This window comes from Synechococcus sp. SYN20 (assembly GCF_014279555.1).
GTDB lineage: Bacteria > Cyanobacteriota > Cyanobacteriia > PCC-6307 > Cyanobiaceae > Synechococcus_C.
The window spans coordinates 2,429,282-2,446,869 of sequence record NZ_CP047959.1; the positions used below are offsets into that span (position 1 = coordinate 2,429,282).

At 56.2% G+C, this 17,588-nt stretch carries 19 protein-coding genes; 11 read left to right on the forward strand and 8 right to left on the reverse strand.

Annotated elements, in window-relative coordinates; all coding sequences use genetic code 11:
* Positions 1-2,346, reverse strand: coding sequence for a cation-translocating P-type ATPase (locus SynSYN20_RS12880; protein ID WP_255476276.1), 2,346 nt, complete (start codon positions 2,344-2,346; stop codon positions 1-3).
* Between the two features lie 37 nt (positions 2,347-2,383).
* Between SynSYN20_RS12880 and SynSYN20_RS12885 the strand changes: the two genes are divergently transcribed.
* Entirely contained in the window at positions 2,384-2,932 is a 549-nt protein-coding gene (locus SynSYN20_RS12885; RefSeq protein ID WP_370586688.1) for a photosystem I assembly protein Ycf3, read from the forward strand.
* 3 nt (positions 2,933-2,935) lie between these two features.
* Here SynSYN20_RS12885 and radA read toward each other — a convergent pair whose 3' ends face one another.
* Positions 2,936-4,333, reverse strand: coding sequence for a DNA repair protein RadA (radA, locus tag SynSYN20_RS12890; protein WP_186523985.1), 1,398 nt, complete (start codon positions 4,331-4,333; stop codon positions 2,936-2,938).
* A gap of 91 nt (positions 4,334-4,424) precedes the next feature.
* Between radA and rpaB the strand changes: the two genes are divergently transcribed.
* The 5 genes from rpaB to SynSYN20_RS12915 all read left to right on the forward strand — a co-directional run bounded on the left by rpaB (position 4,425) and on the right by SynSYN20_RS12915 (position 9,177).
* Positions 4,425-5,171, forward strand: coding sequence for a response regulator transcription factor RpaB (gene rpaB, locus SynSYN20_RS12895; RefSeq protein ID WP_186523986.1), 747 nt, complete (start codon positions 4,425-4,427; stop codon positions 5,169-5,171).
* Positions 5,152-6,492 carry a phosphate acyltransferase PlsX gene (plsX, locus tag SynSYN20_RS12900; protein WP_186523987.1) on the forward strand — a complete coding sequence of 447 codons (1,341 nt, stop codon included), beginning with the start codon at positions 5,152-5,154 and terminating at the stop codon, positions 6,490-6,492. Before rpaB ends, plsX begins: the two co-directional genes overlap by 20 nt.
* Before the next feature lie 81 nt (positions 6,493-6,573).
* Positions 6,574-7,563 carry a beta-ketoacyl-ACP synthase III gene (locus SynSYN20_RS12905; RefSeq protein ID WP_186525650.1) on the forward strand — a complete coding sequence of 330 codons (990 nt, stop codon included), beginning with the start codon at positions 6,574-6,576 and terminating at the stop codon, positions 7,561-7,563.
* 27 nt (positions 7,564-7,590) lie between these two features.
* Positions 7,591-8,487, forward strand: a complete 897-nt coding sequence (fabD, locus tag SynSYN20_RS12910) for an ACP S-malonyltransferase (RefSeq protein ID WP_186523988.1) — start codon at positions 7,591-7,593, stop codon at positions 8,485-8,487.
* Between the two features lie 6 nt (positions 8,488-8,493).
* A complete protein-coding gene (locus tag SynSYN20_RS12915) occupies positions 8,494-9,177 on the forward strand; it encodes a 1-acyl-sn-glycerol-3-phosphate acyltransferase (RefSeq protein WP_186523989.1) in 684 nt (227 codons plus the stop codon).
* Here the strand turns inward: SynSYN20_RS12915 and SynSYN20_RS12920 are convergent.
* Genes SynSYN20_RS12920 through SynSYN20_RS12930 form a run of 3 tightly spaced genes read right to left on the reverse strand, consistent with a single transcriptional unit; the run spans position 9,156 to position 10,614 of the window.
* Positions 9,156-9,743, reverse strand: a complete 588-nt coding sequence (locus SynSYN20_RS12920; protein ID WP_186523990.1) for a YdcF family protein — start codon at positions 9,741-9,743, stop codon at positions 9,156-9,158. The genes SynSYN20_RS12915 and SynSYN20_RS12920 overlap by 22 nt on opposite strands.
* On the reverse strand, positions 9,743-10,366 hold the full coding sequence (gene tsaB / locus SynSYN20_RS12925) for a tRNA (adenosine(37)-N6)-threonylcarbamoyltransferase complex dimerization subunit type 1 TsaB (RefSeq protein ID WP_186523991.1): 624 nt from the start codon (positions 10,364-10,366) through the stop codon (positions 9,743-9,745). The genes SynSYN20_RS12920 and tsaB overlap by 1 nt, the downstream gene beginning before the upstream one ends.
* On the reverse strand, positions 10,363-10,614 hold the full coding sequence (locus tag SynSYN20_RS12930; protein ID WP_186523992.1) for a Ycf34 family protein: 252 nt from the start codon (positions 10,612-10,614) through the stop codon (positions 10,363-10,365). The genes tsaB and SynSYN20_RS12930 overlap by 4 nt, the downstream gene beginning before the upstream one ends.
* On the opposite strand from SynSYN20_RS12930, the gene SynSYN20_RS12935 reads away from it, so the two are divergent.
* Both SynSYN20_RS12935 and SynSYN20_RS12940 read left to right on the forward strand, forming a co-directional pair.
* Positions 10,607-11,824 (forward strand): CCA tRNA nucleotidyltransferase, encoded by a 1,218-nt coding sequence (locus tag SynSYN20_RS12935; protein ID WP_186523993.1) that lies wholly within the window; start codon positions 10,607-10,609, stop codon positions 11,822-11,824. The two genes, SynSYN20_RS12930 and SynSYN20_RS12935, sit on opposite strands and share 8 nt — an antisense overlap.
* Before the next feature lie 70 nt (positions 11,825-11,894).
* Positions 11,895-12,326 (forward strand): RNA-binding protein, encoded by a 432-nt coding sequence (locus SynSYN20_RS12940; RefSeq protein ID WP_186523994.1) that lies wholly within the window; start codon positions 11,895-11,897, stop codon positions 12,324-12,326.
* Between the two features lie 22 nt (positions 12,327-12,348).
* Here SynSYN20_RS12940 and SynSYN20_RS12945 read toward each other — a convergent pair whose 3' ends face one another.
* Both SynSYN20_RS12945 and pds read right to left on the reverse strand, forming a co-directional pair.
* Positions 12,349-13,257, reverse strand: a complete 909-nt coding sequence (locus tag SynSYN20_RS12945; RefSeq protein ID WP_186523995.1) for a phytoene synthase — start codon at positions 13,255-13,257, stop codon at positions 12,349-12,351.
* A 3-nt stretch (positions 13,258-13,260) separates the two neighbouring features.
* On the reverse strand, positions 13,261-14,676 hold the full coding sequence (gene pds, locus SynSYN20_RS12950) for a 15-cis-phytoene desaturase (protein ID WP_186523996.1): 1,416 nt from the start codon (positions 14,674-14,676) through the stop codon (positions 13,261-13,263).
* A 107-nt stretch (positions 14,677-14,783) separates the two neighbouring features.
* On the opposite strand from pds, the gene SynSYN20_RS12955 reads away from it, so the two are divergent.
* On the forward strand, positions 14,784-15,131 hold the full coding sequence (locus tag SynSYN20_RS12955) for an NAD(P)H-quinone oxidoreductase subunit M (protein ID WP_186523997.1): 348 nt from the start codon (positions 14,784-14,786) through the stop codon (positions 15,129-15,131).
* Complete coding sequence (locus SynSYN20_RS12960) at positions 15,128-15,730, forward strand: DUF3172 domain-containing protein (RefSeq protein WP_186523998.1); 603 nt, start codon at positions 15,128-15,130, stop codon at positions 15,728-15,730. Before SynSYN20_RS12955 ends, SynSYN20_RS12960 begins: the two co-directional genes overlap by 4 nt.
* On the opposite strand, the gene SynSYN20_RS12965 is transcribed toward SynSYN20_RS12960, so the two are convergent.
* Complete coding sequence (locus SynSYN20_RS12965; protein ID WP_186523999.1) at positions 15,727-16,722, reverse strand: LysR family transcriptional regulator; 996 nt, start codon at positions 16,720-16,722, stop codon at positions 15,727-15,729. The two genes, SynSYN20_RS12960 and SynSYN20_RS12965, sit on opposite strands and share 4 nt — an antisense overlap.
* A 114-nt stretch (positions 16,723-16,836) precedes the next feature.
* Here SynSYN20_RS12965 and SynSYN20_RS12970 point away from each other — a divergent pair, with 114 nt between their 5' ends.
* Positions 16,837-17,559, forward strand: a complete 723-nt coding sequence (locus SynSYN20_RS12970; protein ID WP_186525651.1) for an NnrU family protein — start codon at positions 16,837-16,839, stop codon at positions 17,557-17,559.
* Positions 17,560-17,588 lie beyond the last annotated feature (29 nt).

Below are 17,588 nucleotides of genomic sequence, written 5' to 3' on the forward strand. Positions count from 1 at the left end.
TTAACGAAGCCGCAAGCTGAGGGCATTCAGCACAACAGACACCGAACTAAACGCCATAAGCAGTGCTGCCAGGGGAGGTGACAACAAAAGGCCAAATCCGGGCAAAAGCACACCAGCCGCAATCGGCAAGGCAATGAGGTTGTAACCAAAAGCCCAAATCAAATTCTGACGAATCTTGGACATCGTTCGCCTGGCCAAGCAAAGCGCCTCAGGCACAGCCTCAAGCCGATCTCCGAGCAGCACCAGATCGGCCGTGTCCTGAGCGATCTGAGTTCCTGTGCCGACTGCAATGCCGAGGTCTGCTGCCGCCAAAGCGGGGGCATCGTTGATTCCGTCACCCACCATCGCCACAGAACCCTGCTCTCGCAAAAGCTCAAGGCGTTCAAGTTTTTGATGCGGCAACAGTTGCCATGCCAAATCGGCGTCGGCGAAACCAAGCTCACGCCCCACCCGTTCAACGGTCTGGCGACGATCGCCACTCAACATGGCAACCGACTGACCCTGGTCTCGTAAGCGCTGGATGGCGAGCGATGCATCCGGGCGAAGTCGATCGTCAACAGTCACGAGGCCAAGCGGAGTCTCAGCCAAAGCAACAGCCACTAACGACTGCCCACGCTGAACAACCGAATCAAGCGCTTGTTGCTGTTGCTCCGTCCAGAACACACCTTGATCACGCAGCCATTCCGGCGAGCCAACACGCACCAGACCATCCACGCCTTGCAAACGACCTTCCATCCCTGCACCAGGAGTGGTGCGGCTGGATTCAACCCCTAAAAGAGGCAACTGAAGCCTTTGTGCCTCCTGCAGCAACGCATGGGCGAGTGGATGCCGGCTCGTCTGTTCAAGGCTTGCCGCCAGCTGAAGCGCTTGAGGGGGATCCTCGCTGGCCAACACCGAATCAACCAGGGGCCGCCCGAGCGTGAGCGTGCCTGTTTTATCGAACACCATGCGCTGGACAGAGGCTGCCAACTCGATCACATCTCCGCCTCGAAACAACCAGCCCTGCTTCGCTGCCAAACCTGAGGAAACGGTGATCACGGTGGGAGTGGCCAATCCCAGAGCACAAGGGCAAGCCACAACAAGCACCGCAATGGAGAGTTGTAGAGCAAGACCAAGCGACGTCTCAGCTCCCGCACCAAGAGAGCCATGCAGACCATGCGCATGGCCGTGATCCATCAACGCGACAGGCACATCAAGGACATGAGGCCAAAGTCGACAACCGACCTGCCACCAAAACAGGAACGTGAGAATGGCAAAACTCACCACCGCATAACAAAACTGGCCTGCCACGCGATCGGCAAGACCCTGAATCGGTGCCTTCCTTGCTTGGGCCTGCTCCACCAAATCAATGATCCGAGCAAGAGCGGTTTCACGACCAATCCGCTGCACCTCAACGATCAAGGTGGCCTCAAGATTGAGGCTGCCTGAACTGAGCTCAGCGCCTGGAGAGGCATCTAAAGGTAAGGGTTCCCCAGTGAGGCTGGAAAGATCCACAGCCGAATGCCCTTCACGCACGATTCCGTCCACCGGGACGCGGTCGCCAGCCAGGAGCTGCACACACTCTCCTGGGCGCAGCGCCGAAACCGATACTTCACGGATCGTGCCATCGTCCATCAACAGTCGAGCACCATCTGGCTGGAGAGCCGCTAGGTCCTGCAGTGCCCGGCCCGTGCGACGGCGCGCCCGCTCTTCAAGAAAGCGTCCCAGCAACACAAAACCCAAGAGCATCACCGGCTCGTTAAAGAAGCAGGGCCAACCCACCTGAGGCCAAACCAAAGCGACCAAGCTGGCCAGGTAGGCACTTCCAACACCAAGGCTCACCAAGGTGTCCATCGTTGGCACCCCCATGCGAGCGGATCGCCAACCTGCGATCAGGATGGGGCGGCCCGGTCCCACCAAAGCAACAGTGGCCAAACCGGCATGAAAAGGAAGCGAACCAAGTGGTGGAACCTGGACAGTTCCGGCTTCAGCCAGGTGACCCACCACGGACAACACGAGCAGGACCAGCGCGACGATTAGCTGACGCCACTGCTGCCACCAACCCCAGCTGCGATCTGCCTCAACCGATGAACCAAATGCATCAGTCTCTCGAGGATGGGCACTGAAACCTCGCGCCGTTAAAGCCTCAACGACGCCAGCAAGATCAGCAACGGCATCCTCTTCAAAGCGAAGCCAAGCACTGCGAGTGACCAGATTCACGCTGGCTTCGCACACCCCGGGTTGATCCAGAAGCGTGCGCTCGACCGAACGCACGCAACCACCGCACTTCATGCCATCCACGTCTAAGAGCATCGTGGGGGACGACTTTGTGGCGTTGGCGGAATTTGTCACAACTGCAGAACGCATCAAGGAACGCTAGGCAGGGCTGCTGATTCCAGTCAGGATGGAGTCACACCTTTTTTGGCTTCCTGTGCCGCGCAGCAACCGAAACGACAATTTTATCGACAAAAGCTTCACGGTCATGGCCGATCTCATCGTGAAGCTACTGCCGATTAACGCCCGTGCCAAAGAAGCTTATGTGTATTACCGCGACGGGCTCTCAGCCCAGAACGACGGTGATTACGCGGAAGCCTTGGAAAACTACGAGGAAAGCCTGAAGCTGGAGGAGAACGCGATCGACAGGGGCGAAACCCTTAAAAACATTGCCATCATCTACATGAGCAATGGAGAAGAAGAGCGAGCGCTGGAGACCTACCAAAAGGCCTTGGATGAGAACCCCAAGCAACCGTCATGCCTGAAAAACATGGGCCTGATTTATGAAAAACGCGGTCGCACGGCGGAAGAAGATGGTCGTCGTGATGATGCGGATGGCTGGTTTGACTTAGCAGCAGATGTTTGGACCCAAGCCGTCAGGCTGAATCCAGGTGGATATCTCGATATCGAAAACTGGCTGAAATCAACCGGCCGCAGCAACGTGGACGTGTATTTCTGACGGTCATGCTTGGTCATCGGAAGGATTAACACCAAGGGCAAGGACCAGCGCTTCCGTGATCGAACCAGCTTCGTGCAGCTCCAAGTTCAAGCTGGCCTCCCCCTTTCCGAGTCCGCACCCTTTCGGAACCACCGCTCGTCTGAAGCCAAGACGGACCGCCTCTTGCAAGCGCAACTCCAACTGACCAACAGGCCTGAGCTGCCCACCAAGGCCAAGTTCACCTAGCAGGACGGTCCCTGCCGGCAAGATGAGATCGCGATAACTCGCAACTACAGCGGCAGCCACGCCCAAATCAGCCGCAGGCTCCTCCACATCGAGACCACCCGCTACCGCGAGGTAACAGTCGAAGCGGGACAGCGGCAGGCCCATGTGCTTTTCCAGCACCGCCAAGATCTGATGCAAACGATTCACAGCAATCCCTGTGGCCGTCCTTCTGGGGCTCGCATAGCTCGTGGTACTGACCAAAGCCTGCAGATCCACAACAAGAGGCCTGGTGCCTTCACAGGCCACAATCGTGGCGACTCCGCTGGCCTCATCTCCACTCAGGAATAACTCGCTCGGGTTATTAACCTCAACAAGACCTTGGCCCTGCATTTCAAACACGCCAAGTTCATGGGTAGCGCCAAAACGATTTTTAACGGCACGCAGGAGTCGATGACTGGCAAAACGATCCCCCTCAAAGGTGAGCACGGCATCTACCAGATGTTCGAGAACCTTCGGTCCTGCCAACATCCCCTCTTTAGTGACGTGGCCGACAAGCAGCAAAGCCGTGTTCTGTCGCTTGGCTAATCGCTGCAGAGACGCGGCACATTCCCGCACTTGAGCCACTGATCCCGGAGCGCTCGACAGGTTGGCGTCATGCAACGCCTGAATGCTGTCGATGATCGCCACATCGGGCCGTAGAGCCTCGAGCTCTTCCAACACCAACTCCAGATCTGTTTCAGCGAGCAGTTGGAGCCCCTCGCTCGCTCCACCCAAACGCAACCAGCGCAACTTCACTTGCTGGGCTGATTCCTCAGCGCTGACATACAAAACGGACAGGCGGTTCGCCATGACTGATGCACTTTGCAGAAGCAGCGTGCTTTTGCCGATCCCTGGGTCACCCCCCACGAGCACGAGCGAGCCGGGTACAACTCCACCGCCCAAGACTCGATCCAATTCTGGATAACCGCTCTCAAGACGTTGAATCGGCCGATCACCCAGATCGGCCATGGCAGTGGAACGTCGCGCCACTGGCGCCGCTGCTGACTCGGCAGGAGCGCGTCTGCGCCGGCCGTCGGGTTTCGGAGCGGTTTGTTCGACCAGAGAATTCCAGCTGCCGCAACTGCTGCAGCGACCAAAAAACTGCCGTGTCTGCGCACCACAGCTCTGGCAAACGAAGATTGAAACGGGTCGGGACACGTAGAACTATGAAGAAAGTTGGCTTTCGGTGAATGAACGGGGCCTCCGTCCATTTATCTGTAAGCAATACCAGTACGAAATAAGTTCGGATATGACGGCCACAGCCGCCAGCAAAGAAACCATTCTCGTTGTCGACGACGAGGCCAGTATTCGACGCATTCTGGAAACTCGTCTGTCGATGATTGGTTACAACGTAGTAACCGCCTGCGACGGCACTGAAGCTCTCGAAAGTTTTGAGCAGTGCAATCCAGACCTAGTGGTCCTGGACGTCATGATGCCAAAGCTTGATGGTTACGGCGTCTGCCAAGAATTACGCAAGGAATCGGATGTTCCGATCGTGATGCTCACCGCTTTGGGTGACGTTGCAGACAGGATTACCGGCCTTGAGCTCGGTGCTGATGACTATGTCGTCAAACCGTTCAGTCCCAAAGAGCTTGAAGCAAGAATCCGCTGCGTTCTTCGCCGAGTTGAAAAAGAACAGGTCGCTGGCATCCCCAACTCTGGGGTGATTCAAGTGGCAGATCTACGCATCGACACCAATAAGCGTCAGGTGTTCCGGGCGGATGAACGGGTTCGCCTCACCGGAATGGAGTTCAGCCTCCTTGAATTGCTCGTGGGTCGCTCCGGTGAGCCATTCAGCCGCGGAGAGATCTTGAAGGATGTGTGGGGATATACCCCTGAACGTCACGTGGACACCAGGGTCGTGGATGTTCATATCTCACGGCTTCGCTCCAAACTCGAAGACGATCCGGCCAATCCCGAGCTAATCCTGACGGCTCGGGGAACCGGTTACTTGTTCCAGCGCATCATCGATTCCGTTGCACCCGAAGGATCCTGAATTCAGCCCGGCCGACGAAGCCCGGAGCAAAGCACGCCGATCCAAGGCGGTGAGAAGACTTGTGATTTGGTACAGGCGCAATAGCGCCGTGACCAGTCTCGTCGACACCGCTACCACCTCTGCCAACGCTGCAGGGAACGTGGCTGAATCGGTGGGATCGATGGCAGGAAGCGTCGTCACCAACGCGGGGAGCATGGCTGGACAGATGCTCCAACCGATGATGGACCCTCTGCGCCGCCTGCAAACCACAGAGACCGGTGATGACGGACTGATCAATGACAGTGATCGCCTTTGGGTCGCGGTGGATGGGATGGGTGGAGACCATTCCCCTGGGGAGATCCTGGAGGGCTCTCTTCAAGCCATCGATCGGCTTCCCTTGCGAATCCGCTTTGTGGGCGAAACCAACCGGATCATGGAGGCGGCTGAGACCTCTGGACTCACAGAACCGCTCAACAACGCGATCAATGCCGGGCACCTGGAGCTGATCCCCAGTGGACCTTCAGTGGAGATGCACGAGGAAGCCACTGTTGTGCGCCGGAAGCGTGATGCCAGCGTCAATGTGGCCATGGATTTAGTGAAACGCGGAGACGCCTTAGCGATTTACTCCGCGGGAAATTCTGGTGCTGTGATGGCTTCGGCCATCTTTCGCCTCGGTCGCCTGGCCGGGATCGATCGACCCGCCATTGGAGCCCTGTTCCCCACCAAGGACCCCGGCCAGCCAGTCCTGGTGCTGGATGTGGGAGCAAATATGGATTGCAAGCCTGCCTACATGCATCAATTCGCTTTGCTCGGCAACATTTATTGCCGCGACGTCCTCCAGGTCGACCGCCCTCGCGTTGGCTTACTCAACATTGGCGAAGAGGAATGCAAGGGCAATGAACTAGCTCTACGCACGCACGAATTACTCCGGGAGGAAACCCGTCTTCATTTCGCAGGAAATTGCGAAGGAAGAGATGTTCTATCCGGTGAATTTGATGTGGTGGTTTGCGATGGCTTTACGGGAAATGTGCTGCTGAAATTCCTTGAATCCGTCGGCAGTGTTCTGCTCGGCGTGCTCAGGGCTGAATTACCGAGGGGACGCCGCGGCAAAGTTGGTTCAGCCTTTCTACGCAGCAATCTCAAACGCATCAAAAAACGACTCGACCATGCGGAACATGGCGGAGCTCTTCTCCTTGGTGTGAATGGGATTTGCGTTATTGGTCATGGAAGCAGCAAAGCCCTATCCGTGGTGAGCGCTCTGCGCTTAGCTCACTCCGCTGCAAGTCATGGCGTGATGGACGATCTCGCCGAACTCAGCAAGCCAGCACCTGTCAAAAGCTGAAGCACCTTGTCTGGACTGTGATTGACTGACGCCACTCAAAGCACTTCCACTTTGGCTGGTTCTCCCCCACCCTTCCGTGGCATGGCTCTGGTCGCAAGTGGCAGCGCCCAGGCGAACCAAACCATCAGCAATGCTGCTCTAAGCGAGCGGGTGCAGACCAGTGACGAATGGATTCGCACCCGCACCGGAATTCAGTCTCGACGCGTCAGCACCCCGGACGAATCTCTGAACGATCTCGCTGTTCGTGCTGGGCAACAGGCTCTAGCGATGGCCCAGTGGGAGCCAGACAGCCTGGACCTGGTATTACTTGCCACCTCCACCCCTGACGACCTGTTTGGATCTGCACCAAGGGTTCAGGCCGGATTGAAAGCGCAGAATGCCGTTGCCTTTGACCTCACAGCGGCCTGCAGCGGCTTTCTTTTCGCGCTCGTGACAGCCGCCCAATACCTACGCACAGGCGCCATGCAGCGGGTACTGGTGATCGGCGCCGACCAGTTGAGCCGCTTTGTCGACTGGGACGACAGGAGCACCTGTGTGCTCTTTGGTGATGGGGCTGGAGCCGTTGCCCTCGAAGCCACCTCTGCAGAGGCCGACGGATTACTGGGTTTCCGGTTACGAAGCGACGGCAGCCGCGGCCATTCCCTGACCTTGCCGCAGATCCCCACCAGTCTTCCCTTGGTCAACACCACTCGCCATCAATGCGGTGGCTACCTGCCGATTCAGATGAATGGACAAGAGGTTTACAAATTTGCCGTGCGCGAAGTGCCAGCCATCCTCAAAGAGCTTCTAGAGCAAACAGAAACAACCCCGGACCAACTGGACTGGCTTCTGCTTCATCAAGCCAACCAGCGCATTTTGGATGCCGTGGCGGATCGCTTTTCCATCCCGCACTCCAAGGTCTTAAGCAATTTGGCGAACTACGGCAACACCTCGGCCTCCACGATCCCGCTCATGCTTGACGAAGCCGTGCGAGAAGGCCGCGTGGCCCCTGGTCACCTTTTGGCGAGTAGTGGCTTTGGAGCTGGCCTCAGCTGGGGAGCCGCATTGTTGCGTTGGCAAGGTCCCGCCTAGGCTCCCAGCCATCTCTACCTGCCAACGATGACGATTGCCTGGGTGTTCCCCGGACAGGGGTCTCAGAAGTCGGGCATGGCTGCGCCCGTGCTGACCCTTCCCGGAGCGGAAGAACGATTTGCACTTGCTTCCCGACTGCTTGGCAGAGATTTACTGGCGATCTGCCAAGGGGAGGCGGATGCACAAGCCGATCCCGCTGATCTCAACGACACCCGCAACACCCAGCCAGCACTCTTCGTCGTTGAAAGCCTGATTGTGGATGAACTGCGCAGGCAGGGACGCGAGCCAGCGTTTGTCGCTGGCCACAGCCTCGGAGAACTTGTGGCGCTGTACGCCGCCGGTGTTTTTGATGTGTCCACAGGCCTTGCCTTGATGCAGCGGCGCTCCGAGCTGATGGCAGCCGCTGGAGGAGGGGCGATGACGGCCGTCATCGGTTTTGATCGCGATCAGCTTGAAAGCCTTGTCAACAAAACAGATGGCGTGGTGATCGCCAATGACAACAGCGCTGCGCAGGTCGTGATCTCAGGGAACCCTGAGGCTGTGAAAAGCGTGAGTAAGCAACTCACCTGCAAGCGCGCAATTCCCCTCGCCGTCTCCGGAGCTTTCCACTCTCCCTTGATGGCAGAAGCGGCTGCGGCCTTCAAGCTCCACCTGGAAGGCCTGGCTTTCGAAGATGCTCGCGTCCCTGTACTGAGCAACACCGATCCAACCCCCTGCAGCGACGCATCTCAATTGAAGCAACGCTTGTCTCAGCAGATGACCAAGGGCGTTCGCTGGAGAGAAACCATGGAGACGCTGACATCAGCGGGGGTCGACACTTTGGTCGAAGTGGGGCCTGGGAATGTGCTCAGTGGCTTAGCCAAAAGGGCCATGACTGGTGTCTCAACCGTCCAGCTTTCAAGCTCTGCTGATTTAGGTCTCTAAGAAGCCATGCCCCCTCTTGTGCCAAGCCCGAGCGACGGCTCTGCTGTTGTGACGTCCGTCACGCCAAAACCAAGCCTGATGTACCAGCTCGTGAGCTACTTGCTGGTGTTTCCTGTCTTTCGAGGTCTCTTAAGAGGGCACACCAATGGCAACGCCTTGGTGCCGCTTCAAGGCCCCTTGGTTGTAGTCGCGAATCACGGATCCCATCTCGACCCACCATTCCTTGGCCACGCACTAGGCCGTCCTGTTGCGTTCATGGCCAAAGCCGAACTGTTCCGAATTCCAATCTTGGGGAGCATTATCCGCGCCTGCGGCGCTTACCCGGTGAAACGGGGAGCAAGTGATCGAGAAGCGATCCGTACAGCAACGGCTCGACTTGATGAGGGCTGGGCGATCGGTGTCTTTCTTGATGGCACGCGCCAATCGGACGGCCGCGTCAATCAACCAAGACCAGGTGCAGCCTTACTTGCTGCGCGCAGTGGAGCTCCCCTTCTCCCTGTGGCAATCATCAACAGCCATCGAGTCCTCGGCACAGGGAGGGGCTGGCCAAGGCTTCTTCCCGTTGCCCTTCGCATCGGAGAGCCAATCCCTGCGCCAACCGGTCGGAAAAAGCCTGAGCTAGAGGCCACCACCCGTGAGCTTCAGCGGCGAATTAATGCCTTAATCGATCAAGGCGTAGGAAATCCTTGAGGCCAATTCCGTAGCGCCCAAGACTTGAGATCTCGACCTGTGATGACCCAGGTCAGCGCTCTGATCCCATCACCCAAGCGCTTGCCTAACGTCTCCTTCCGACAGGAAGGTTGACAAGCAACGGGCACCCCAGTGAGACGAATTCCTCGGCTTCCCGCCACCAGCCGTCCCACGGTCATGGCACGGGGCAAATGATCATCGCTTGTCACTAGATAGACGTGCTTCACACCATCGCGTTTCAAGTCATCCACCAAAGATGTGAAATTCGTGAAGGTGTCTTTGGCTCTGTAATCGAGCACAACCCGGCTTTGGTCCATCCCCGCATCCCGTAAAAGCCATTGCGCGTACTCCGGATTGCTGCCGCCACTCACCACCAAAGGAAGCTCCAACTGCTGCGCCAAGCGCAGTCCTACCCGTTCGCGATCGAGATCTCCACCCAGCACGAGGATGCGTTGCGGAGGCTCAACCGTGGTGATGGCCTCACGGAATGGCTTTAAAGGGCCCGCAGTGCTGGCCCACACCAGAGAAGCAAGGACCACTAGCGAGGAGCGCCAACCTGGGGCCATTAGACGGGTCCCACAGGGGATGTGGGGTAGATGGGCAGAACAGGCTCCCATGGGCCTGGAGTGTCCTCCAGATCCCATTGGCAACAAAGCCCAAGCAGATGCTGCACATCAGACGCAACATCAAGCTCCATGGTCAACGCAGGAGATGGGTCCTCGTCCTCTCTGAGTAGACGAGGACGTTCCAGCTCCTCCACATCATCTGAATTTGAACGCAGGCGGTAGCGCCCAGCTACGCGACCCCGACGGGGAAGGGTCTGCACAATCGAGAACGGCTCCAATGCCTGACTAGCCGGCAAGGCCACGGATAAGCGTGCGGCCATCAAAGCGAAACTGCTCTCACCATGGAGAGGGCACCCCAACTGCTGGGCCAGGGTGCGTGCCATCACCACGGTCAAGCGAGTCCCCGTGAACCCTCCCGGACCTGTACTCACTGCCAAACGGCCAATCGAAGCCCATTCCGCGCGAGGGAGCACTTCCTCGACAGCAGAAATCAAACCATTCGTGAGCTGACGTCCCATCTGGCGAGACAGAATGCGAGTTCCCCCAGCGGGGGCTTCAGCGTCGCAAACGGCAAGGCCAAGCGTTTCACTCGAGCTATGCATAGCCAGCAGCCAACGACTCATCGAGGCAACTCCTGCTCAGGGCGCAATCGCTGCCATCGCCCGTCATCAGCCTCAAAGCTGGCGCAAGCTCGCACATCCCATTCCACGCCGACGCCACCCCCGCTGAGGTCATGAAGGCTGATATGAATGCGTGGATCTTGGGGACTCACGTCAGGCTTGTTAGTGAGATGAGCCACACCATGCTGACGTTCCACCGCGTGATAGGCCTGACAACGATCCACCCAGCGGCAATTTACGCAGATGCACATGCACCCCACCTCTGTAGAGGACTCCATTCTGGAGGGGGAGGGCGGCCACATAGCGCGTCAACTTATGACACGGCTGCAGCCGGAACGCTGGCCGATCCCACTCGACCGCCTACCCGCAGGGACGGTGCTGGTGGGCGGAGCCGTCCGTGACGGATTGCTGAACCGTTTGCCAGACCATCCAGATCTGGACATGGTGGTTCCAGCGGATGCGCTGGAACAGGTCCGCAAACTGTCTCGAGAGTTCGGTGGCGCCTGCGTGGTGCTCGATCGTGAAAGAGACATGGCCCGCCTGGTGCTGGGGAGCTGGACCATCGATCTTGCAAGACAAGACGGTGATGACCTCAACGCTGATCTCTTGCGACGTGATTATCGAATCAACGCGATTGCTCTCACCCTCACACCTGACCCAAAGCTCTTGGATCCCAGCGGCGGTATTGCTGATCTACGCGCTCGACGCATCACTGCTGTCAACGAACAGAACCTGCTGAATGATCCCCTCCGGCTGTTGAGAGCCCTAAGACTGGCTGCAGAGCTCTCGATGACGATTGATGAGACCACTCTTGAGATGATCGCGCGCCATCGCCACCTCTTAGCCAAGGTGGCACCAGAGCGCATTCAGGCTGAAGTCCTGAAGCTGGTTCAAGCCAACAGCGCCGATCAGGCGATCCGTTTGCTGCACTCGTTGCAATTGATCGCGCCATGGTGCTCCGATCAACCGCAAAGAACGTTCAACGCAGAAGCGTTGACACAACAAGAACAACAACTCGCCTTGCCACTCGCACGCTTAACGCAGTTACTTAGCGATCAAGGCGTGAACGAGTTGCGGTTCAGCCGGAAGCAAATCCAACGCAGCATGCGACTGCGGAAGTGGTGGATGCGAGATCAACAGCAAAGTGCCGACACTCTTAATGAGAGTGAGCGATTAAAGCTGCATCAAGAGCTTGAGGAAGATCTTCCTGCGTTCACACTGGCTTGGCCCATGGAGCACCAAAAGGAATGGCTGAGTCGGTGGCGTGATCAGGAAGACAAGCTGTTCCATCCCAGTGCACCACTCAATGGCCGAACGTTGCAAGCAGAGCTTGGCTTGGCTCCAGGGCCCCGATTAGGGGAACTCATTGATCATCTTTGCCTGGAACAAGCCTTTGGTCGAATTCGTAGCCAAGACGACGCCATTCAGTGCGCGCGCGCCTGGATTCACAAGCCGCTGTGATTAACTGACTTGCCTTAACGACAGCGATCGGCCTGATAGGCAGTTTTCTTCTCTCTCTCCCCCCCGTCTCATGAGCGTGCGTCTTTACATCGGCAACTTGCCGCAAACCTTTGAAGCCAAAGAGTTGGAGACCCAACTCACCAGCGTGGGGGAGGGAATCCGCTTCAAGACCGTTCTCGATCGAGAAACGGGCGCATGCCGCGGCTTTGGTTTCGCCAATGTCGACGATGAAAAAGTTGCCGATGCTTTGATCGAGCAATTCAACGGCAAGGATTTCAACGGCAACACCCTGCGCGTAGAACGCTCTGAACGACGCGAGAGCAACGCAGGTGCTGCAGGTAATCGCCGTGGCGGTCCTGGCAACGCACCTGGCTCGGCACGGAAAGCCGTCAACAAAGTGGTTCATAGCGATGCTAAAACCGAATCAGCCCCAGACCCTCGCTGGGCTGGAGAATTATCCAAACTGAAGGATTTACTCGCGGATCAGAAAACAACAGTCTGATTTTCTTGAGCTTTGTGATCACTTAGCGGGACTGAGCGATCACAAAGCATCTCGGAAGTTCGAGAGCTTTAGCCAACTTGCCCACGAAAGCACGTCGATTAAAGACGTCATAGTTATTGCGTTCAATTGCGTCCAGGATTCCTCTATAAAGTCGAAGAGAAGTCCAAACAGGCCAGCGCGCGTCGGCAGACAACCAACGCACTCCAGCTTCTGAGCGGACAAACCATTCCCTGGCACGGGCCAATTGAAATGTCATCAGATCAATCCAGGCCTCGTTGATTCTTCCAGCCAAGAGATCATCTTCACTCACTCCAAAGTGGCGCAGATCTTCTTGGGGAAGATAGATTCGTCCGCGCGAACGATCTTCCCCTACGTCTCGAAGAATATTGGTGAGTTGATTGGCAATCCCCAAAGCAACGGCTGCATCGGAGGGGTCAGGGCAATCACTCCATGGCGCAGATGTATACGCCTCGTCGACTCCCATGACCCCCTGGGTCATCAAGCCAACGGTTCCAGCCACGCGGTAGCAGTAAAGCTTTAAATCTTTAAAAGTGGGATAGCGAGTCCAAGATAAATCCATCCGTTGTCCTTCGATCATGTCGAGGTAAGGCTGAATATCCTGCGGAAACTTTTGCAAGGTGTCGAGCATTACCGCATCTAGATCATCTACGACATGGCCGTTAAAAAGTGCTCTGGTTTTTTCTTCCCAACGGTCGAGTCGCTCGGCAAGCTCATCAACCGAATGTGATTGAGCCTCCTCGCTATCCATAAGCTCGTCGGTTCGTCGACACCAGACATAAATGGCCCAAATCGCCCGCCTCTTCTCGAGCGGCAGCAACAACGTGCCCAAATAAAAGGTCTTTGCCCACTCGGCCGTCTCGGAGCGACAGGCCTCGAAGGCAGCATCGAGATCCGAAGCTGCGAGAGTCATGACTCAGGCCGTGACCGGCTCGCTGACAGATGATGATGACAATTGGTCATGCTTGCGGTCCACAGCCTCAGCACATAGTTTGCCACTCAACACAGCGCCTTCCATGGAGGCCAAATAACGCTGCATCGTGTAATCACCTGCCAAGAAAAAGTTTTTAATTGGGGTTTTTTGATCAGGTCGCAGCTGCTGACAACCAGGCGTCGTTTTGTACACCGATAAAGGAGTTTTTACAACTTTAGACTTGCGGAGTTTTGCAGGGTTATCAGTCCCAAAATGCATCGGGAATAACTTCTGGAGCTCTCCCATAGTGGCTTCAATGATGTCTTCATCACTACGACCAATCCAATCCTTCGCAGGAGCGAACACAAGCTCAAGCATTGATCGATCAGGATCTTCGTACTCCTTACAAGCAATGCTCATATCGGCATAAACGCTGAGCAGGGGCGAACGACTGAACAGCAAATGATCAATATCAGTAAGCTTGCGGTCAAACCAGAGATGAATGTTGATCACCGGCACGCCGCGGAGACCATCCAATTTGCGAAATACATCCATTTGCTGCCATGGCTTTGGAATTAAGAGCTTGAAGGGATCCACTGGAAGAGCACTCACGTAAGCATCAGCAACGAGATCAAAACTTTCCTTGCCCTTTACTCCTCCAATATGAAAAGCAGCAACGCTTCCATCAGGGTTGAGCTTGATCTCTCTCAAGGGACTATCCAGGTGCACTTCACCACCGAGCGATTGCACATGCTCGACGATCGGATCGCATAGACGCTCTGGTGGTGCTCCATCGAGAAAGGCCATCCGAGAACCATTTTTTTCCTGAAGAAACCGATTTAAAGCAGTTAGCAACACCGTTGACGAAATTTCATCAGGATCAATAAAGTTCAACGCCTTACTCATCGCAATGAAGACTTCGTCATTCACGCGTTCTGGAATGTTGTGCAGCTTGAGCCACTCGGTCCAAGAATATTTATCGCACTCCTCCACATAACCCTGCCCTCTGAGCATCGCTGGCACCAAGCCGAGGCCAAAACTGATCTTTTCAGGCCAGGACAACATGTCGTTATTACCGAGAATTGCCGCGACACCATTAATCGGAGCCGGCAAGTCTGGGAAATCAAAGCGACTGTAAGTACCAGGCTCCTCTGGCTGATTGAAGATCATCGAATGGCTCTTCCATTGGAGCCTGTCTTCAATATTGAGCTCTTTGAACAACTGCAGCATGTTCGGGTAAGCACCGAAAAAAATATGCAAGCCCGTTTCGTACCAATCGCCGTCTTCATCTCTCCAAGCCGCAACCTTGCCGCCAAGAACGTCCCTGGCTTCCATGAGGATGGGGATATGACCCGCGTCCGCCAGATATTTCGCGCAGGAGAGACCAGCCAGACCTGCTCCTGCAATGGCGATACGCATGCTTCAAACCAGAATTTGAAGCCAACCTTAAAAGGATCACGACCCCGTTCGCTTCCTAAAGTCGTCACCAACCGCAAGCGCGGTGTCCTTACGCAATACAAGCCCCCATGGCCGACACCCTGCTGAAGAGCACCACTCGCCACGTGCGCCTGTTCACAGCTCGCGTGAATGACGGGCGGCTTATACCAGACCCCAATCAGCTCACTCTCGACCTGGATCCAGACAATGAATTCCTATGGAACGACAGCTGCGTTCAAACCGTTCAACAACGCTTCCGTGAGTTAGTTGACGCCCATGCCGGCCAGCCTCTGAACGATTACAACCTCCGACGGATCGGCTCTGAATTAGAAGGAACGATTCGCCAGCTCCTTCAGGCAGGCCAGCTGAGCTACAACCCTGATTGCCGGGTTCTGAATTACTCCATGGGCCTGCCCCGCACACCTGAACTGCTGTGAGCCGCTCCCCCTACGACCGTCCACGGGGCGGAAATCCACGTCGGCCTGATGAGCGCAGAGGAGCTCGGTACAGCCCCCCTCCACAGGGCAACAACAATGGTGGTGATGGAGGAGGTCGTTTCAACACCACCAGGATTGCTGTCCTCGCCGGAGTGTTGGTGGTGGGGATCGGCATTGGCAGTGCCGTCACGAGCACCACAGGGGGCGATCAAGGCAACATCGCCAGCAGCCAACAGCTGGATATGGCGGTGCCTGATCCGGAGTTTTGCAGACAGTGGGGAGCGAGTGCTTTTGTGATGGACATAGAGATGTACACCACACTCAACCCATCCAGCAGCTTTGTTACACAGCCCACCCTCCAGCCTGGCTGCGTGATTCGCCGAGAAAACTGGTCTGTTTTACGCAAAGAGGGTGCTGTCACTGCTGCTCAGGAAAGGCAGTGCAAACAGAGGATGAACACCTTCGCTTACATCGGATCCGTGAGGGACAAACCCGTCGTTCGTTGTGTTTATCAAACCGACATCACACAGAACAAATTTCTGACCAAAGGGATCGCCGACGACACCGTTGGAATCACGCCGGAAGCTGATCAGTTTTAGGGAGAGTCGAGCTCTGCGACCATGGGCTCTGTCCCTATGGCCGCAGTCCTTGGCTGACGCAAAGGACTATCGGCGCTGGCAAATACCGGCAAAACGTCGCACCGAAATGCTTCTGCAGCCCGAGAGCAGTAGCGAGCGGGATGGGTAATCAGCCTTAATTGCCGCCGCACCTGCAAGCCCACCACTGATGGCTTGTGCAAACTGCCTGCTGTGAGCTCTCGCTCAATCGAAACCACAGGAAGGAAAGCAGCTCCCAAACCCGATTGCACAGCATTTTTGATGGCCTCAAGGGAATTGAGCTCCATCTCAATCCTCAACCTCTGCACATCCAAACCAGAACGAGCCAGGAGCTGGTCCACCATTTTCCGAGTGGTGGACTGAGCATCTAAACAAACAAAACCCAATCGATACAGATCTTCCTTGCTGAGTTCTGGCAAGCGAGCCAGGGGATGCTTCACAGGAAGCACAAGTGCCAATTCATCACTTGCGTAAGGAACCACCTGAAGCAACTCATTCAACTCAGCAGGTAATTCACCGCCGATGATCGCTAAATCGATCTGACCATTCGCCACGCTCCAGCCCGTTCGTCTTGTGCTGTGAACATGCAGCTGAACTGCCACATCTGGAAATTTTTGCCGAAACAGACCAATCATTCGAGGCATCAAGTAAGTCCCCGTGGTTTGGCTCGCACCCACCACGAGGGACCCTCCCTTCAAGTTGTGCAAGTCATCCAGAGCACGACACGCCTCATGGCATTGACTCAGAATTCGATCGCAGTAACTCAGAAGCAAGTGACCTGCTTCAGTGAGCTGAGCCTTGCGACCGCCGCGATCAAACAAGGACACCTCAAGTTGCTTCTCCAGGTTCTGGATCTGCAAACTGACCGCTGGCTGCGTGACGTAAAGGCTGTCGGCAGCTTTTTTGAAGCTGCCTTCGCTGACGATGGCGCGAAGGATACGCAGCTGATCCAGTGTGAAAGGCAGATCGGCCATAAGCGACAGCCGACCCGGCAGGGATAGCTCCAAAACTTTAGAGGGGAGGAACCCGCCGCCCTTCAGAATTACTTTTCATGCAGCAACTCTTTGGATGAGCTCCTAAGCGGCGGAATGCATCACTCCAGCTTGGTGATGCTGTTGCTGCTCTTGGTTTTCGCTGTCATTCACAGCGGAGGGGCTGCCCTTCGCACTCGCGCTGAAGCCAAAATCGGGGCCCGAGCCTGGCGCGTACTGTTCGCCGCCTTGAGCATTCCCTCAGCGATTGTCGTGATCGGCTATTTCCTTGCCCATCGGTATGACGGCATCAGGCTCTGGAATCTTCAAGGTGTACCTGGCTTGGTACCCGTGATCTGGGTGCTAACAGCCATCAGTTTTCTGTTCCTGTATCCAGCCACTTACAACCTGCTTGAGATTCCCGCTGTCCTGAAGCCGCAAGTGCGTCTCTATGCCACCGGGATCATCCGGATTAGCCGACACCCTCAGGCCGTTGGTCAGGTTCTCTGGTGCTTTAGCCATGCCCTTTGGATCGGAAGCAGCTTCATGGTCGTGACCTGCATAGGCCTGATCGGACATCACCTTTTTGCGGTGTGGCATGGAGACCGACGCCTACAGGCTCGATTTGGTGATGACTTCTTAAAGCTGAAACAAAGCACCTCAGTGCTGCCTTTTGCAGCTGTTCTAGATGGACGCCAGACCCTGGTTTGGAGTGAGTTTCTGCGGCCTGCTCAACTCGGCATCGCGATCGCCGTGGGAGTTTTTTGGTGGGCTCATCGCTTTATCTCCTTAGGAAGCATCGCGTTCCTTCACTCACGACTCGAAGGGCTTTTGAGCTGAACTGCCTACACTCAAAACACTCTGCTTCA

Coding starts and splice junctions, on each gene's coding strand:
- SynSYN20_RS12880 (WP_255476276.1), bottom strand. CDS start 2,346: ATGCGTTCTGCAGTTGTGACAAATTCCGCCAACGCCACAAAGTCGTCC.
- SynSYN20_RS12885 (WP_370586688.1), top strand. CDS start 2,384: ATGGAGTCACACCTTTTTTGGCTTCCTGTGCCGCGCAGCAACCGAAAC.
- rpaB (WP_186523986.1), top strand. CDS start 4,425: ATGACGGCCACAGCCGCCAGCAAAGAAACCATTCTCGTTGTCGACGAC.
- SynSYN20_RS12905 (WP_186525650.1), top strand. CDS start 6,574: ATGGCTCTGGTCGCAAGTGGCAGCGCCCAGGCGAACCAAACCATCAGC.
- fabD (WP_186523988.1), top strand. CDS start 7,591: ATGACGATTGCCTGGGTGTTCCCCGGACAGGGGTCTCAGAAGTCGGGC.
- SynSYN20_RS12915 (WP_186523989.1), top strand. CDS start 8,494: ATGCCCCCTCTTGTGCCAAGCCCGAGCGACGGCTCTGCTGTTGTGACG.
- SynSYN20_RS12920 (WP_186523990.1), bottom strand. CDS start 9,743: ATGGCCCCAGGTTGGCGCTCCTCGCTAGTGGTCCTTGCTTCTCTGGTG.
- tsaB (WP_186523991.1), bottom strand. CDS start 10,366: ATGAGTCGTTGGCTGCTGGCTATGCATAGCTCGAGTGAAACGCTTGGC.
- SynSYN20_RS12935 (WP_186523993.1), top strand. CDS start 10,607: ATGCACATGCACCCCACCTCTGTAGAGGACTCCATTCTGGAGGGGGAG.
- SynSYN20_RS12930 (WP_186523992.1), bottom strand. CDS start 10,614: ATGTGCATCTGCGTAAATTGCCGCTGGGTGGATCGTTGTCAGGCCTAT.
- SynSYN20_RS12940 (WP_186523994.1), top strand. CDS start 11,895: ATGAGCGTGCGTCTTTACATCGGCAACTTGCCGCAAACCTTTGAAGCC.
- SynSYN20_RS12945 (WP_186523995.1), bottom strand. CDS start 13,257: ATGACTCTCGCAGCTTCGGATCTCGATGCTGCCTTCGAGGCCTGTCGC.
- pds (WP_186523996.1), bottom strand. CDS start 14,676: ATGCGTATCGCCATTGCAGGAGCAGGTCTGGCTGGTCTCTCCTGCGCG.
- SynSYN20_RS12955 (WP_186523997.1), top strand. CDS start 14,784: ATGGCCGACACCCTGCTGAAGAGCACCACTCGCCACGTGCGCCTGTTC.
- SynSYN20_RS12965 (WP_186523999.1), bottom strand. CDS start 16,722: ATGGCCGATCTGCCTTTCACACTGGATCAGCTGCGTATCCTTCGCGCC.
- SynSYN20_RS12970 (WP_186525651.1), top strand. CDS start 16,837: ATGCATCACTCCAGCTTGGTGATGCTGTTGCTGCTCTTGGTTTTCGCT.